The sequence below is a fragment of the Blautia segnis genome (genome assembly GCF_014287535.1).
GTDB lineage: Bacteria > Bacillota > Clostridia > Lachnospirales > Lachnospiraceae > Blautia_A > Blautia_A acetigignens.
The window spans coordinates 50,425-64,629 of the sequence record NZ_JACOOT010000031.1 but is presented as its reverse complement, the minus strand read 5'-3'; the positions used below and the strand labels follow the sequence as shown (position 1 = coordinate 64,629).

The window sequence follows — 14,205 nt, the reverse complement described above, 5'->3', positions numbered from 1 at the left end:
TTTTGTTTTTATAAACTCTTCTATGGAAAAATATCCAAGAATCTGTTATACTATCCTTCAAAGGCGAAAAATTTTCCCGGGGCAGTTTGCCTGCTGGGAATCTGAGTTTTTGTAAGTGAGGATAAACTTATGAATAAAAAACTGAAATTCAAAGGGTCCATGAAGCGGTTTATGAGATGGCCGCTGTATCTGACCATCCTTCTTGTTCTTCTGAATGTTCTGATTTTTACAGTAAATGTGAAGGCAGGACTTCTGTCACTGGCAGGACTGGTGATTTACGTGGCAGCTGCGCTTTTGCTGACCCACTATCATCGCCCGATGATTCTCAATGACCTGATTGCCTTTGCCAATCAGTATGAATCGCTGGAGAAGCGCCTGCTGGACGATCTGGCACTTCCCTATGCCATTATGGACACCAATGGCAGGATGATCTGGTCAAATAAGGTATTTTCCCAGCTGACGGGGAAAGACCAGATGTATAATAAGAATATTAACACCATCTTTCCGGAAATCACACTGGAGCGCATTCCCATCCCGGAGAAGCAGGCAATCGCGGAGATGAGCACCAGCTACGGAGACCGGATCTACCGGGTTTCCATGCAGCTTGTGACCATGAAGGATGTGATAAATGAAGCACGCATTCTGGAAAATGTGGATTCAGACGTCAGCGTGGTAGCGATGTTCTTCTATGACGAGACCGAGCTTCAGGAATACATCCAGAAGAATGAGGATGACAAGCTGGTAGTTGCACTTGCCTATCTGGACAATTATGAGGAAGCACTGGAGGGCGTGGAGGATGTGCGCCGTTCCCTTCTGATTGCCCTGATCGACAGGAAAATCACCAAGTATTTTTCCAATTTCGACGGGCTTGTGCGCAAGCTTGAGCGGGATAAATATTTCCTGATCATGCGCCAGAGTTCCCTGGAGGCCTTGAAGGAACAGCGGTTCCATATCCTGGACGAGGTCAAGACGGTGAACATCGGAAATGAGATGGCTGTCACCTTAAGTATCGGTATCGGACTGAACGGTGCCAACTATCTGCAGAACTATGAGTACTGCCGTATTGCCATCGAGATGGCCCTTGGCCGCGGCGGCGATCAGGTAGTGATCAAGAACGGGGATTCCATCACCTATTTTGGGGGCAAATCCCAGCAGGTAGAGAAGAACACCCGTGTGAAGGCAAGGGTGAAGGCACAGGCTCTGAAAGAGTTCATGAGCACCAAGGACCGGGTTGTGGTTATGGGACACAAGATCACAGATGTGGATGCTTTAGGCGCTGCCATCGGTATTTACCGTGCAGGCAAGACCCTTGGAAAGCCGGTTCACATTGTGGTCAATGATCCCACTACTTCCATCCGGCCGCTGATGGCAGGCTATATCAACAATCCGGATTATGAGCCTTCCATGTTTGTGGACTGCGCCCAGGCCAAAGAGCTTGTGGACAATAATACGGTTGTGGTTGTAGTAGATACCAACAAGCCAAGCTACACCGAGTGCCAGGATCTTCTGTACTTAACCAGGACCATTGTCGTACTGGATCACCACAGAAGAGGAAGCGAAGTCATTCAAAATGCCGTGCTTTCCTATGTGGAGCCTTATGCATCATCCACCTGTGAGATGGTTGCCGAGATCCTTCAGTATTTCTCAGATGATCTGAGACTGAGAAGCCTGGAGGCAGACTGTCTGTACGCAGGTATGGTCATTGATACCAATAACTTTACTACCCGCTCTGGTGTGCGTACCTTTGAGGCGGCTGCATTCCTTCGAAGAAACGGTGCAGACATTACGAGAGTGCGCAAGATGCTCCGTGATAACATTGATGCCTATAAGGCAAGAGCAGAGGTTGTACGGACTGCTCAGATCTACCGGAACTGCTTTGCAATCGGCAGATGTCCAAGTGAAGGCCTGGAGAGCCCTACCGTAGTAGGAGCCCAGGCTGCCAATGAGCTTCTGAACATCGCCGGCGTGAAGGCTTCGTTTGTGCTGACTCCATACAATAATGAGGTATATGTAAGTGCGCGTGCCATTGATGAAGTGAACGTGCAGGTTATGATGGAACGCATGGGCGGAGGCGGTCATCTGAACATTGCCGGAGCCCAGGTGAAGGCAACAGAAGATGAGACTGAGCAGATGATCAAAGAAATTATAGATCAGTTATATCAGGAAGGAGAATTCAAAGAATGAAAGTAATTTTGTTAGAGGATGTAAAATCCCTTGGAAAAAAAGGGGAAATCGTTAACGTAAGCGACGGATATGCAAGAAACATGATCCTGCCGAAGAAGCTTGGCCTTGAGGCTACCCCGAAGAACTTAAATGACCTGAAGCTTCAGAAAGCAAATGAGGAGAAGGTGGCACAGGAGAACTTAGAAGCTGCCAGAGTATTTGCAAAGAATCTGGAGGACAAAGAAGTAATCCTTACCCTGAAGGTAGGCGAGGGTGGAAGAACCTTCGGTTCCGTATCCACCAAGGAAATTTCCGAAGCTGCCAAGAAACAGCTGAACCTTGACATCGAGAAAAAGAAACTGGTGCTTCCAAACCCCATCCGCAACCTTGGCGTTACCAATGTACCTGTAAAGCTTCATCCTAAGGTAACCGGAAGCCTGAAGGTATGGGTAAAGGAAGAGGCATAAGGAGCAGTAAGAGAGGATGTTTGTGCTAAATGGAAGAAGCATTGATCAAGAGGATTCTTCCTCACAGTATTGAAGCAGAGCAGTCTGTGATCGGTTCCATGATCCTGGACCGTGATGCCATTTTGGTAGCGTCAGAGATTCTGACCAGCGACGATTTTTATCAGAGCCAGTACGGAATTATTTTTGATGCTATGGTGGAGCTGTGCAATGAGGGCAAGCCGGTGGATCTGATCACTCTTCAGAATCGTCTGAAAGAGAAGGATCTTCCGCCGGATATCAGCAGCATGGAATATGTGAGGGATCTGATTTCTGCGGTTCCCACATCTGCCAATGTGAAATATTATGCAAATATCGTCAGCGAGAAAGCTGTTTTAAGACGTCTGATTAAGGTCAATGAGGAAGTGGAGAATTCCTGCTACCTGGAGAAGGACAGCACCCAGATGATTTTAGAGGATGCAGAGAAGAAGCTTTTTAATGTTCTGCAGCGAAAGACCAGCGATGATTTTGTTCCCATTCAGCAGGTTGTGTTAAATGCAGTTAACAACATTGAAAAGGCATCCAAGCTGAAGGGGTCCGTAACTGGTATTCCTACCGGATTTGTGGATCTGGATTACAAGACCTCCGGAATGCATGCCTCTGACCTGGTTCTGATCGCAGCCCGTCCTTCCATGGGAAAAACAGCGTTTGTTCTGAACATTGCCCAGTATATGGCATTTCGCAAGGATGTTACCGTTGCCATATTCAGTCTTGAGATGTCCAAGGAGCAGCTTGTAAACCGTCTCCTTGCCATGGAGTCCCATGTGGATTCCCAGAACATGCGAACCGGTAATCTGAAGGATGAGGACTGGACCAAGCTGGTGGAGGGCGCGGATATTATCGGCCGTTCCAACCTGATCATTGACGATACGCCTGGTATTTCCATTTCCGAGCTCCGGTCCAAGTGCAGGAAATATAAGCTGGAGCACAACCTTGGAATTGTTATGATCGACTATCTTCAGCTGATGACCGGAAGCGGACACTCAGATTCCAGACAGCAGGAGATTTCCGATATTTCCCGTTCCCTTAAGGCTCTGGCACGTGAGATGAGCGTGCCGGTGATCGCCCTGTCCCAGCTTAGCCGAGCAGTGGAACAGCGTCCGGATCACAGGCCTATGCTTTCTGACCTTCGAGAGTCAGGAGCCATCGAGCAGGATGCGGACGTGGTAATGTTCATTTACCGTGATGATTATTACCACAAGGACACAGAGAAGAAGGACATTGCGGAAATCATCATAGCCAAACAGAGAAACGGCCCTATTGGTACCGTGGAGCTTGTATGGCTGCCAAGATACACGCAGTTTGTAAATATGAAAAAATAAGGAAATGCTGTCAGCTGCGGCATTTCCTGGCGAAGGCCGGCAGGTTATGTCGACCTTTTTTTCTTGCAATTAAAGGTGCCTTTGCTATAATAAAAGCAGTGAATTTCATGCTGCTGTGAACAACAGTAATCTCATAAGGAGGGGTAGTATGGAGAAATGCTATACCGTGGCAGAGACTGTGAAGATGACAGGGGTAAAATCCTATGTGCTACGTTACTGGGAGGACGAGCTGGATCTGCATATCGGCAGAAATGAGCTGGGACACCGCTACTACACCGGAGAGGATATTCAGCTGTTTTTGAATATTAAGGAACTGAAGAATCGGGGGCTGCAGCTAAGAGCCATACACGACCTGCTTCCAAAAATCGCAAGAAGAGACATGTCAGAGCCGAAGGGTGAGGCAGAAGCGTCCGGAATTCAGCTCTTGGAGTCCGCTTTGCCGGACAAAAACAAAAAGCAGGATGAAGAAATGTTTAAAGAAGAACTGCGGGAGAGCGTAAAGGAAACGGAAGAAGATACGAAAATCCTGGAATTCCAGGAAATCATGGAGCGTCTGATCACCCAGGAACTTCACGCCAAAAAAGAAGGGGAGGACAGGTGGCGTTCGCTGGATGAAACCATCCGAAGACAGCAGTCTGCCAGAAAGGAAGCCGCCGCAGCCCTGGATAAACGTGGGAAAAAGAAAAGCAAAGCGCATAAATAAAAAAAGGGAGCTCCCATTATGGAAGCTCCCTTCGCTATCATTGTCCGGAAAATCAACCCTCGCTGATAGCGCCCATTGGACAGGCGTCAGCACAAGTTCCGCACTCTACGCATGTATCAGCGTCAATTACGAAATGCTCATCTCCCTGAGAAATAGCTCCTGCTGGACATTCGCTTTCGCATGTTCCACAGCTTACACACTCATCAGAAATTACATATGCCATTGTGATATCCTCCTTTAATCTCTTTAGTTCCCTCTCGGGATATAACCACATTCTAATATATCTGGCATAAGATATCAAGTACAAAATTATAAACAAAGTTTTAGAATTGTGATGGTTGCGTAAATGAACATTTGGTATTATAATGGTGGAGCGTGGGAGAAACTGATTATGGAACAGTTAATTAACACCACGGTTTAATTCAAAAAGGAGGAAACAGATCATGGCACAGGTGACAAAAGATATGCTGATTGGTCAGCTTCTTCAGTTAGATCCGAATATGGCTGGTATTCTTATGGCATCCGGAATGGGATGTGTAGGATGCCCATCCGCTCAGATGGAATCTCTGGAGGAGGCTGCTATGGTACACGGAATCGATGCTGACGTATTAATCCAGCAGCTGAACGATTATCTTGCAGGCCGCTAGAGCGTGTTTGAAAAAGGCTTTCTGTAAGATGTGCGTCACAATTTGCGGGAGATTTTGTCCGGATGAGGGCGCCGTAGCGGGCTACGGCAACCGAATTCGGGCAAAATCTCCCGCAAAGTGGGGCGTGCAGATTGCGGGAATGATTTTTCAAACACGCTCTAGTATATAGTACCGTAGTTCGGTTATATACTAAGTGATAAATAAAAGGGACTGGCGCGAAATGCCAGTCCTTTTTATTTATCAGATTTGGGCGAGCTGCTGCAGTGCTTTGCGCAGGATCAGTTCTCCATGTTCTTTTAAGTGTGCTTCTCCGGCAGGAGTAAAAGCATGCCCGCTGCCATATTCAGAGAGAATATTGCAGACCTTGTTGAACTCCTCCGCAGTGCAGGAAGACTGATGTACGATCAGCTGGTAAAGTGCGTTCTCATCCTTATAAAGGGTATTCACGCCCTTATAGAAGCCGTCCAGCCCATGGGCTGCCGCAATCACATCATCTAATGTACGGAAGCTGTAAAGCCTTACAAGATTAACGGAAATCTTCGCGGCATCATCCTCATTTTCAGAAGTTCCAGAAGATGAGGCAGCCTGGTCGTTCTTTGCGCTGGCGTTCTTCTGCTTTTCAGAGGAATCCTCGCTGGAGATGGCTTTCTTTGTCTCTTCATAAAGCTTCTGGAAAATATCAATGATATTGTCAGCCCCGTCAAAGTGAAGGGCATCCGGTTTGGATTTCTTATATGGTGAAAACTTGGAAAAACGGGTGTCAAGCTCCTCAGGATCCTCAACCTTGGTGATGATCAGGACTACGCTTTCCCCGCTTATCGGGATTGCTTCTATCATCAGCGGGATGTTATCTGCTTCAAAGCCGAACTGAATCTGGGCCTGCTGCATCATTTCCCGGAAAAGCTTCTTGGCCTTGTCCGTGCCGTAGGCAAGCTCACTGATACGGATCTGGTGACTGTCCAGATCTTCTTTCGTAAGAGTGCAGCGGATCTGGGTATCGCTGATCTTTTCAATTTTCATATGATCACATCCTGTTCTTTGTGGTATCAAATATCATTATGTCTTGATTTCTCATTGTATAATATATGTTTCAAAAGTGCAATAGGAAAAAAACAGGTAATTTCCTCTGTAATTATTAAATTTTTCAAAACAGTCCGGGAAAAAAGAATAAACTCATAAAAAGCTCTTGCATAATGGCTGGGGAATCCGTATAATGAGGGACAAGAAAAAAGACCGGACTGGGGTTCACAACGGATAAGCAGGACAGCTAACCACAGTTTCGTATTAAGTATTAACACAGACATCTAGTTTTTTCTAAAAACAGCGTCGATTTATCAGGCAGCATATCTGCTGCAGACGATGTTTCCATTCCCAGAAGATGAAAGGAAGCCTTAGTCTCTCTCTTTTTTCTGCACCATGATTCAGGTGTTTTCTGGATCCATCAAGGAAGAAAGGAGGATAGGACACGAAGCGTATATCACGATCAGGAAAGGAAAAATCCTGCAGATTGCTGGAGGAAGAACTTGCCGGATATGAGAAGTTGGGTGTTTCCCTTTATCTGGAAGGTGAGCCAAGTAACTCCACAGCCATTGCAAAAGCCTGTCAGATTGCAGATGGCGGAGGATATATGCGGGATTACACGGAAGATGAGAAAGGGCATATTGCCCGTGTGGACTTCGATTTTGTAATCGATGAGCCATGATGGGATGCCGCCTGGGGCGGCATATCCGTTTTGTAAGCCATAGACTTTACTCCTTAAAGCCGGGACCCTTTCGGAACTGCAGTTTCCCCCTACTCATGCTTTTCACTGAAAGGGTTTCCGGCAAAAATAAACAGGTAATAAATAATGTAAACAAATTGTAAAATGTCGAATTTTGCAATACAATTCCACGAAAGTATGCTATAATGAAAAATAACTTTGGGCCAATTCCCATTGAAAAAGACTTATACCGAGAGGATAATATTTATATGAGGCGAAGAAGAAGGCGAAGAATAAATCCTGTAATCATAGTCGGTCTGCTGATTGCTGCGGTTGCAGTGATCGGAATCGTCACAACCCTGATCATGCGGCGCATTCCAACGAAGAAACAGATGGATTTGACAGAATATTACGGACAGACAGGTGAATCTGAGGCTGTGATCATTATTGGCACACAGATCCTGGAAGAGAAGGCAGCCATGTCCGGTGAACAGCCGTACCTTCCGGTTGATGTGGTAGACAGCTATCTGAACCAGCGCTATTACTGGGATGAAGAAGGACAGCAGATTCTTTATGCTACTCCGTCAGAACTGGTATCTGTACCTGCATCTTCGGAAGCAGGCGGTGACGTATGGCTGAAGGATGGAACTGCTTATCTCAGCCTTGATTTTGTGAAAAGATATACAGACCTTGATACCTATGTGTACCAGCAGCCTAACCGTGTAGCCATCCAGAAGGATTTTTCCGGCATTTCAGTGGTAACTGCAAATAAGGATACGTATGTGCGCTACAGAGGCGGAATCAAGGCGGAAGTCCTGAGAAAGATTAACAAAGGCGATAATCTTCTGTTTATGGAAGAACTGGAAAACTGGGTTCAGGTTGCCACCTGGGATGGCTATATCGGTTACGTGGAGAAGAAGAGCGTAAGCGACGTGCAGACTGTGACTATGGACCGTACATTTGCAGGGGAGGATTACACCTACCTGACCATGGATCAGCCTGTGAATCTGGTATGGCATCAGGTTATGTCCACAGATGCCAATGCAGGACTTTCCGATTCTATCCAGAATATGACAGGGGTGAATGTGATCTCACCTACCTGGTTCTATGTGTCAGACAACAGCGGCAATATCATTAATAATGCCACGATCGATTATGTCAGCACAGCACACGACAGAGGCCTGAAGGTTTGGGGACTGGTAGATAACTTTACTCAGGATATCAGTACTTATGAGGTTCTTTCCAAGACCAGCTCCAGACAGAATCTGATCACACAGCTGGTGAATGCAGCGGTTGGTGCCGGCATCGACGGAATCAACGTTGACTTTGAGCAGCTTAGCGAGGATGTGGGAATCCATTTCCTGGAATTCCTTCGTGAGCTTTCCATAGAATGCCACAAGAATAACCTGGTTCTGTCAGTGGACAATCCGGTACCGGAGGATTTCACCAGCCATTACGACAGGGCAGAGCAGGGCCGCGTGGTGGATTATGTAATTATAATGGGATATGATGAGCATTATGTAGGTTCTGAAGAAGCTGGTTCCGTAGCATCCCTTCCATGGGTGGAGAAAGGAATCCAGGATACCATCGCAGAGGTTCCGGCAGAACGCGTGATCAATGCAGTTCCATTCTACACAAGACTGTGGAAAACAGAGGCAGGTACCTTATCCAGTGAGGCAATCGGCATGGATACTGCCCAGGAAGTGGTAAGCACCAACAATGCCCAGGTATACTGGGACAGCGATGTAAGCCAGAATTACGGAAGCTTCGAGAAGGACGGCTGCACTTACCAGATCTGGATCGAGGATGCCCAGTCTATCGCAGCCAAGGTAAAGCTGGTGCAGACCTACAATCTTGCAGGCGTCGCAGCATGGAAGCTTGGATTTGAGAACAGCGGCATCTGGCAGGTAATTACAGACAATCTGTCAGGAAGTACTGCCCAGTAAGACTTATGTAACTGTGAAGGCAAGGAACGGTTACAGTTTTATACACCAATGATAAAAACACTCTCTGAGACATATACTGAATCATGTATGTGCCAGGGGGTGTTTTGTGTTGAAAAAGCATGCAATGGAACTGATCATGGGCTGTCTTCTGCTCTTATGCTTTTACTGTCTTTCCAGGGAAGCTGCAGCGGTGTCAGCCAGAATGAGTCAGAAGAAGGTGATTGTGGTGGACTGCGGCCATGGAGGAATTGATCCGGGAATGATCGGGATCGATGGGCTTAAGGAGAAGGAATTCAATCTTGCCATAGGAATGAAATTAAAAAAGGCTCTGGAGGATTACGGCTATCAAGTGGTGATGACCAGGGAAACAGATACCGGACTTTACGATGAGGATTCCCAGAACAAGAAAGCCCAGGACATGCAAAAGCGAATTCTCCTCATACAAAAGGTGGATCCGGTATTGACGGTGAGCATTCACCAGAACAGCTATGAGGATCCGGCTGTAAAGGGTCCGCAGGTATTCTATTACCGGGATTCTGCACAGGGGGAAGCGCTGGCGAAGAAAATCCAGGAGAAGCTGAACGAGAATCTTGAGGTGGAGCGCCCGCGGGAAATCAAGGGAAATACCACCTATTATCTCTTAAAGAGAAGTCCGGGAGTCCTGAATATTGTAGAGTGTGGTTTTCTTACCAATCCGGAGGAGGCAGCCAGCCTTTCCTCAGAGGAATATCAGGAGAAGGTGGCCCAGGCGATCGCAGACGGAGTGAAAGAATACATAGAAGAAACGCTTTAACCTCCCAGGCATGAATAATACACTTTTCAGAATCCATGGATTCTGCTATACTGGAAAAAAATAAGTGAGGAAATACCATGTTAGGATGTGTTTATCTGATTCTGGCACTGCTTCTTGGACGTGAGATTGCCGGAAATCTTCTGTCATGTCAAAAAATAAAAGAAAAAGGAATTACGCCTTTCTGGGTGCTGTTCTCAGCAGCCTATGGATGCGGCGTGCTGCTTCTGACCTGGGCTGTTTACATAGCGGCATGGTTGCTTAGCGTGTATGGAGGCTCTAATACACCGCTGTTTGGAGCGAACCTGATCGTTATGACAGCTGCGGCCGTTTTTCTGGCTTACCTTGGTTACAGAAGGAGGGAAGCTTTAAAGGACTGTAAGAAGAAGCTGCAGGCCATGCTGCCGCCGTGGAAGGAAATTTTGTTTTTTGTGCTGCTTCTTGGAGCAATTACCTGGATTATGTATTATGTATTTCATATAAGTGACGGCGTCCTGTATTCCGGCTTTTCTGTGTTTGGGGATTATGCGCCCCACACTGCCATGATGAGGTCCTTTTCCCTGGGAAATAATTTTCCTACCCAGTATCCCCATTTTGGCGGACAGGATGTGAAATATCACTTTATGTTTCAGTTCCTGTCCGGAAACCTGGAGTATCTGGGAATGCCCATTGACCTTGCATACAACAGTGTGAGTATTCTGTCACTGTGGTGCTTTTTCATGATGCTGTATTCCCTGGCCAAAAGGTTTTGGGGCAAAATGAGCGCTGGGGTTCTGGCTGTATGCTTCATGGTTTTCAGAAGCGGAACTGCCTTTTTCCAGTTTGCTTATGAGCATATACAGGCTGGAGACCTTCTTGAGACCCTTTCGTCTAATTCCAGTTTTATTGGCTATACAGCCAATGAAAACTGGGGACTGTGGAATTTTAATGTGTATCTGAATCAGAGGCATCTGGCATTCGGGCTTCTGATCGTGGCGCTGGCGCTGTGGGTTTTCCTGGAATGGCTGGAGGCAGGATGCACGCATGAGGAGAAGGAGCTCCTCTGGCTGAAGAACCGTATTTCTTCCAAAGAAGCCTGGAAATGCCGGAAGCCGGAGACGGCGCTTCTGATGGGAATGCTTCTTGGGCTGTGTGCGTTCTGGAATGGAGCGGCAGTGATTGCAGGGCTTCTGATCCTAATGGGATTTGCTGCTTTTTCTGACGGAAAGCTGGATTATGTGATCCTGGCTTTGGTGACGGTAATGTTTTCAGAAATCCAGTCCAAGATGTTTGTGTGGGGAAGCGTGGTTTCTCCGTCTTTGTATCTGGGATTTCTGGCGGAGGATAAATCCGCTTTTGGTGTGGCTGCCTATTTGTTTGAAATCAGCGGCATTGTTTTCCTGGGTGTTGTGGTACTGCTGTTTTTTATGAAAAGGATGGAAAGGGCAGCAGCGGTAAGCTTTCTTTTTCCGGCTGCTTTTGCATTTTTCGTTTCCCTGACGCCGGATGTGAATGTAAATCACAAATATATTATGATTTCCTACGCCTTTCTCACGGTTTTCTGGGCTGGAGCGGTATGCCGGATGTTCCGAAAAAAGTGGCCCTTCAGGGTACTTGGGGTGATTCTTGCCCTTAGCCTTACGGTTACAGGAATTTATGATTTTGTGGTAATATTAAAGGACAACGATTCCTCCCACCGCGTAGGAGTGAAGCTTCAGAGCAATCTGACTGCGTGGCTGGATGAGAATCTTGGGAAGGATGATCTGCTTCTTACGCCGGAATACAGCATGAATGAGGTGACCATGGCCGGGGTAATGCTGTATATGGGATGGCCTTATTATGCATGGTCAGCAGGGTACGATACCTATTACCGTGCAGAAAAGGGAGCTTTGATGTACACCACTGCAGACCCGCAGGTACTGAAGGATACAGCAGAAGCAGAACAGATTACATATATCCTTTATGAGGATAGAATGACATATGAGGAAAAGGAATGCAGGGAAGATGTGATCGCAGAGACTTATCCTCTGGTTTATCAGTCAGATGATGGGAGAATCAGAATTTATGGAACAGAGCAATGAGAAAAAAAGAAAGATACAACTGATCGTCAAAATTCTGCTGGCAGCAGCGGCGCTTGGAGCATCTGCCTTTCTTCTGAAGGGAGATGTGTGGACCTTCTGGACCTGGTGGCTTCTTGCTGCTGTGATGGGCTTTGCTGCTATGCCTGTGACTGGCAGGCTGTTCTGGCGCTTTGAGGACAAGGGCTGGATTTTTTCCAAGGTTCTGGCTGTGGCAGCTGCGGGATTTATCACATGGTTCCTGGTTTCCATTAAGCTGGTGCCTTTTACCGGGATCACCTGTGCGGCTGTGACTGTGATATGCGCAGTTCTTTGTTTTTTACTTCTGAAAAAGGAATCAAAAGAGAAGATTGAGTGTTTTCCAGTAGAGAAGATTTCTCTTGTATACTGGGAAGAACTGATCTTTTTCCTTGCATTTCTTTTGTGGACTTATGTGGCTGGATTCCACCCTGCCGCATATGGCACAGAGAAGTTTATGGATTATGGATTTATGGAAGCCATGATGAGAAGCACAGTTCTTCCGGCAAGAGATCTGTGGTATTCAGAAGGGCACATTAATTATTATTATGGCGGCCAGTACTTTGCCGTTTTTCTTACCAAGCTTTCCCATACGAAGGTGGAGCTTACCTATAACCTGATGCGTACTTTTGTGGCTGGACTTGCCTTTGCCATGCCTTTTTCCCTGGTTTACCAGATGACGGTGGATCGCATGAAGGGACAGCCAAAGGGGGAGAAAATCAAGAAGCGTCTTCCGTTTATTGCCGGATTTACCGCAGGTACGGCTGTCTCTATTGCGGGAAACATGCATTACGTGATCTATGCACAGATCATTCCCTGGATCCAGAAGCTGACCGGACAGGAAGTGAGCAGTTACTGGTTCCCGGATGCGACCCGTTATATTGGATACAATCCATACAGGGAGGAAGACCGGACCATTCACGAATTTCCCTGTTACTCCTTTGTTCTTGGGGATCTTCACGCCCATGTGGTGAACATTATATTTGTACTTCTTGTAATTGCCCTTCTCTATGTGTGGTTAAGGGGCGTGCGCAAGAAAACCGTATCCGCAGAGGTTTCCATGAAGGATGGAAGCTTCTGGAAGAAGCAGCTTCTGATGCCTCATCTTCTGGTGATCAGTGTGCTTCTTGGAATGTTCCAGTGGACAAACTTCTGGGATTTTGTGATCTATTATGTGGTGACCCTTGGAACTGTGCTTTTTGCCAATATTATCCGGTTCCAGGGCAAGATTAAGAAGATTCTGGCAGTGACTCTTGCGCAGATGGCGGAGATTTATCTCATCGGCTATCTGGTAATCCTGCCCTTTACTCTGCAGTTTGATACCATGATCGACGGTGTGGGAATTGCCAAATATCATTCCTATTTCTATCAGCTGATGGTGCTGTGGGGACTTCCGGCAGTGCTGACCATCACCTTTGTTGTGTCAATGCTCTGGGAAAAGCTGCGCAAAATGGAACACAAAAGCCTGTACCGTCTTATGAAGGCCATGCGCACGGCAGACCTGTTTGCCATTATCATGGGACTTTGCGCCATGGGACTGGTGATGATTCCGGAACTGGTATATGTGCGTGATATTTATGAGAATGGAAACGCAAGAGCCAACACCATGTTTAAGCTGACTTATCAGGCGTATATTCTTTTCGGGCTGACTATGGGATACGGAATTTACCGCCTTCTTGTGGTTACAAGGCAGAAAATATTTAAAGTTATCGCAGGAATCTGCCTGTTTTTCCTGGTATGGACAGTGGGATATTTCGGAAAAAGCGTGAATTCCTGGTTTGGAAATGTGCTGGATCCATCTGGCTATAAGGGACTTTATGCCCTTGGATATCTGGAGACGGATTTCCCGGAGGATGTATCTGCAATTACATGGCTGAAGGAAAATATCGAGGGTGCCCCGGTGGTGCTTGAGGCAAACGGGGACAGCTACACTGGATTTGAACGTGTGTCTGCATCCACTGGTCTTCCCACCATTCTTGGCTGGTATGTTCATGAGTGGCTGTGGAGAAATGACACGGAAGACCTGAATGTGAAGAGCACAGATATTCGGAATATTTATACTTCAGAGAGCGAAGAACAGGTGAGAACCCTTCTGAAGCAATATGATGTTTCCTATATTTTTGTAGGCTCCAAGGAACGGGAGAAATACGAGGATGCACTGAATAATGCACTGCTTCAGAGCCTTGGCGACATTGTATTTATAGATGAGGATTCGGGAACCTACATTGTGAAGGTGGATTGACACCGGTAAAGAACTGGTGTTATAGTAATGAGGACTGGCAGCTGTGCAGAGCCTTTTGGGGAGTACACTCTGGCATCATGCAGCTGCCAATATTGAAAAATACAAGCTGCAGCCT

The 14,205-nt window shown here is 46.8% G+C and carries 13 protein-coding genes and 1 pseudogene; 11 read left to right on the top strand and 3 right to left on the bottom strand.

Going from position 1 to position 14,205, the window contains the following annotated elements:
* Positions 1–129: 129 nt before the first annotated feature.
* From H8S54_RS13140 to H8S54_RS13125, 4 genes are all read left to right on the top strand, one after another.
* Positions 130–2,184, top strand: coding sequence for a DHH family phosphoesterase (locus tag H8S54_RS13140; protein WP_021926808.1), 2,055 nt, complete (start codon positions 130–132; stop codon positions 2,182–2,184).
* Positions 2,181–2,630 carry a 50S ribosomal protein L9 gene (gene rplI, locus H8S54_RS13135; protein WP_186901632.1) on the top strand — a complete coding sequence of 150 codons (450 nt, stop codon included), beginning with the start codon at positions 2,181–2,183 and terminating at the stop codon, positions 2,628–2,630. The genes H8S54_RS13140 and rplI overlap by 4 nt, the downstream gene beginning before the upstream one ends.
* 29 nt (positions 2,631–2,659) lie before the next feature.
* Complete coding sequence (gene dnaB, locus H8S54_RS13130; RefSeq protein WP_021926806.1) at positions 2,660–3,988, top strand: replicative DNA helicase; 1,329 nt, start codon at positions 2,660–2,662, stop codon at positions 3,986–3,988.
* 148 nt (positions 3,989–4,136) lie between these two features.
* Positions 4,137–4,691, top strand: a complete 555-nt coding sequence (locus H8S54_RS13125; protein WP_021926805.1) for a helix-turn-helix domain-containing protein — start codon at positions 4,137–4,139, stop codon at positions 4,689–4,691.
* 52 nt (positions 4,692–4,743) lie between these two features.
* Here H8S54_RS13125 and H8S54_RS13120 read toward each other — a convergent pair whose 3' ends face one another.
* A complete protein-coding gene (locus tag H8S54_RS13120) occupies positions 4,744–4,914 on the bottom strand; it encodes a DUF362 domain-containing protein (protein WP_021926804.1) in 171 nt (56 codons plus the stop codon).
* A gap of 220 nt (positions 4,915–5,134) precedes the next feature.
* Between H8S54_RS13120 and H8S54_RS13115 the strand changes: the two genes are divergently transcribed.
* Positions 5,135–5,338 (top strand): DUF1858 domain-containing protein, encoded by a 204-nt coding sequence (locus H8S54_RS13115; protein WP_117851487.1) that lies wholly within the window; start codon positions 5,135–5,137, stop codon positions 5,336–5,338.
* Here H8S54_RS13115 and H8S54_RS19065 read toward each other — a convergent pair.
* Positions 5,271–5,429 (bottom strand): annotated as a pseudogene (locus H8S54_RS19065) (DUF6783 domain-containing protein); the annotation flags it as partial. The gene H8S54_RS13115 and the pseudogene H8S54_RS19065 overlap by 68 nt on opposite strands.
* On the opposite strand from H8S54_RS19065, the gene H8S54_RS19060 reads away from it, so the two are divergent.
* Positions 5,367–5,507, top strand: a complete 141-nt coding sequence (locus H8S54_RS19060; RefSeq protein WP_334298064.1) for a DUF6783 domain-containing protein — start codon at positions 5,367–5,369, stop codon at positions 5,505–5,507. The pseudogene H8S54_RS19065 and the gene H8S54_RS19060 overlap by 63 nt on opposite strands.
* Before the next feature lie 71 nt (positions 5,508–5,578).
* Here H8S54_RS19060 and H8S54_RS13110 read toward each other — a convergent pair whose 3' ends face one another.
* Complete coding sequence (locus tag H8S54_RS13110; RefSeq protein WP_021924523.1) at positions 5,579–6,358, bottom strand: adaptor protein MecA; 780 nt, start codon at positions 6,356–6,358, stop codon at positions 5,579–5,581.
* A 487-nt stretch (positions 6,359–6,845) separates the two neighbouring features.
* Between H8S54_RS13110 and H8S54_RS13105 the strand changes: the two genes are divergently transcribed.
* From H8S54_RS13105 to H8S54_RS13085, 5 genes are all read left to right on the top strand, one after another.
* The gene (locus H8S54_RS13105; protein ID WP_021924524.1) at positions 6,846–7,040 is read left to right on the top strand and encodes a hypothetical protein; all 195 of its coding nucleotides are present in this window, start codon (positions 6,846–6,848) and stop codon (positions 7,038–7,040) included.
* Positions 7,041–7,306: 266 nt separating this feature from the next.
* On the top strand, positions 7,307–8,983 hold the full coding sequence (locus H8S54_RS13100) for a glycosyl hydrolase family 18 protein (RefSeq protein ID WP_186901631.1): 1,677 nt from the start codon (positions 7,307–7,309) through the stop codon (positions 8,981–8,983).
* Between the two features lie 106 nt (positions 8,984–9,089).
* Complete coding sequence (locus tag H8S54_RS13095; protein ID WP_021924526.1) at positions 9,090–9,776, top strand: N-acetylmuramoyl-L-alanine amidase; 687 nt, start codon at positions 9,090–9,092, stop codon at positions 9,774–9,776.
* A gap of 77 nt (positions 9,777–9,853) precedes the next feature.
* A complete protein-coding gene (locus tag H8S54_RS13090; protein WP_186901630.1) occupies positions 9,854–11,833 on the top strand; it encodes a hypothetical protein in 1,980 nt (659 codons plus the stop codon).
* On the top strand, positions 11,817–14,090 hold the full coding sequence (locus H8S54_RS13085; protein WP_243176820.1) for a DUF2298 domain-containing protein: 2,274 nt from the start codon (positions 11,817–11,819) through the stop codon (positions 14,088–14,090). The genes H8S54_RS13090 and H8S54_RS13085 overlap by 17 nt, the downstream gene beginning before the upstream one ends.
* The last annotated feature ends 115 nt before the right edge of the window (positions 14,091–14,205 follow it).

Coding starts and splice junctions, on each gene's coding strand:
- rplI (WP_186901632.1), top strand. CDS start 2,181: ATGAAAGTAATTTTGTTAGAGGATGTAAAATCCCTTGGAAAAAAAGGG.
- H8S54_RS13100 (WP_186901631.1), top strand. CDS start 7,307: ATGAGGCGAAGAAGAAGGCGAAGAATAAATCCTGTAATCATAGTCGGT.
- H8S54_RS19060 (WP_334298064.1), top strand. CDS start 5,367: ATGTGCGTCACAATTTGCGGGAGATTTTGTCCGGATGAGGGCGCCGTA.
- H8S54_RS13110 (WP_021924523.1), bottom strand. CDS start 6,358: ATGAAAATTGAAAAGATCAGCGATACCCAGATCCGCTGCACTCTTACG.
- H8S54_RS13090 (WP_186901630.1), top strand. CDS start 9,854: ATGTTAGGATGTGTTTATCTGATTCTGGCACTGCTTCTTGGACGTGAG.
- H8S54_RS13125 (WP_021926805.1), top strand. CDS start 4,137: ATGGAGAAATGCTATACCGTGGCAGAGACTGTGAAGATGACAGGGGTA.
- H8S54_RS13140 (WP_021926808.1), top strand. CDS start 130: ATGAATAAAAAACTGAAATTCAAAGGGTCCATGAAGCGGTTTATGAGA.
- H8S54_RS13120 (WP_021926804.1), bottom strand. CDS start 4,914: ATGGCATATGTAATTTCTGATGAGTGTGTAAGCTGTGGAACATGCGAA.
- H8S54_RS13085 (WP_243176820.1), top strand. CDS start 11,817: ATGGAACAGAGCAATGAGAAAAAAAGAAAGATACAACTGATCGTCAAA.
- H8S54_RS13115 (WP_117851487.1), top strand. CDS start 5,135: ATGGCACAGGTGACAAAAGATATGCTGATTGGTCAGCTTCTTCAGTTA.
- dnaB (WP_021926806.1), top strand. CDS start 2,660: ATGGAAGAAGCATTGATCAAGAGGATTCTTCCTCACAGTATTGAAGCA.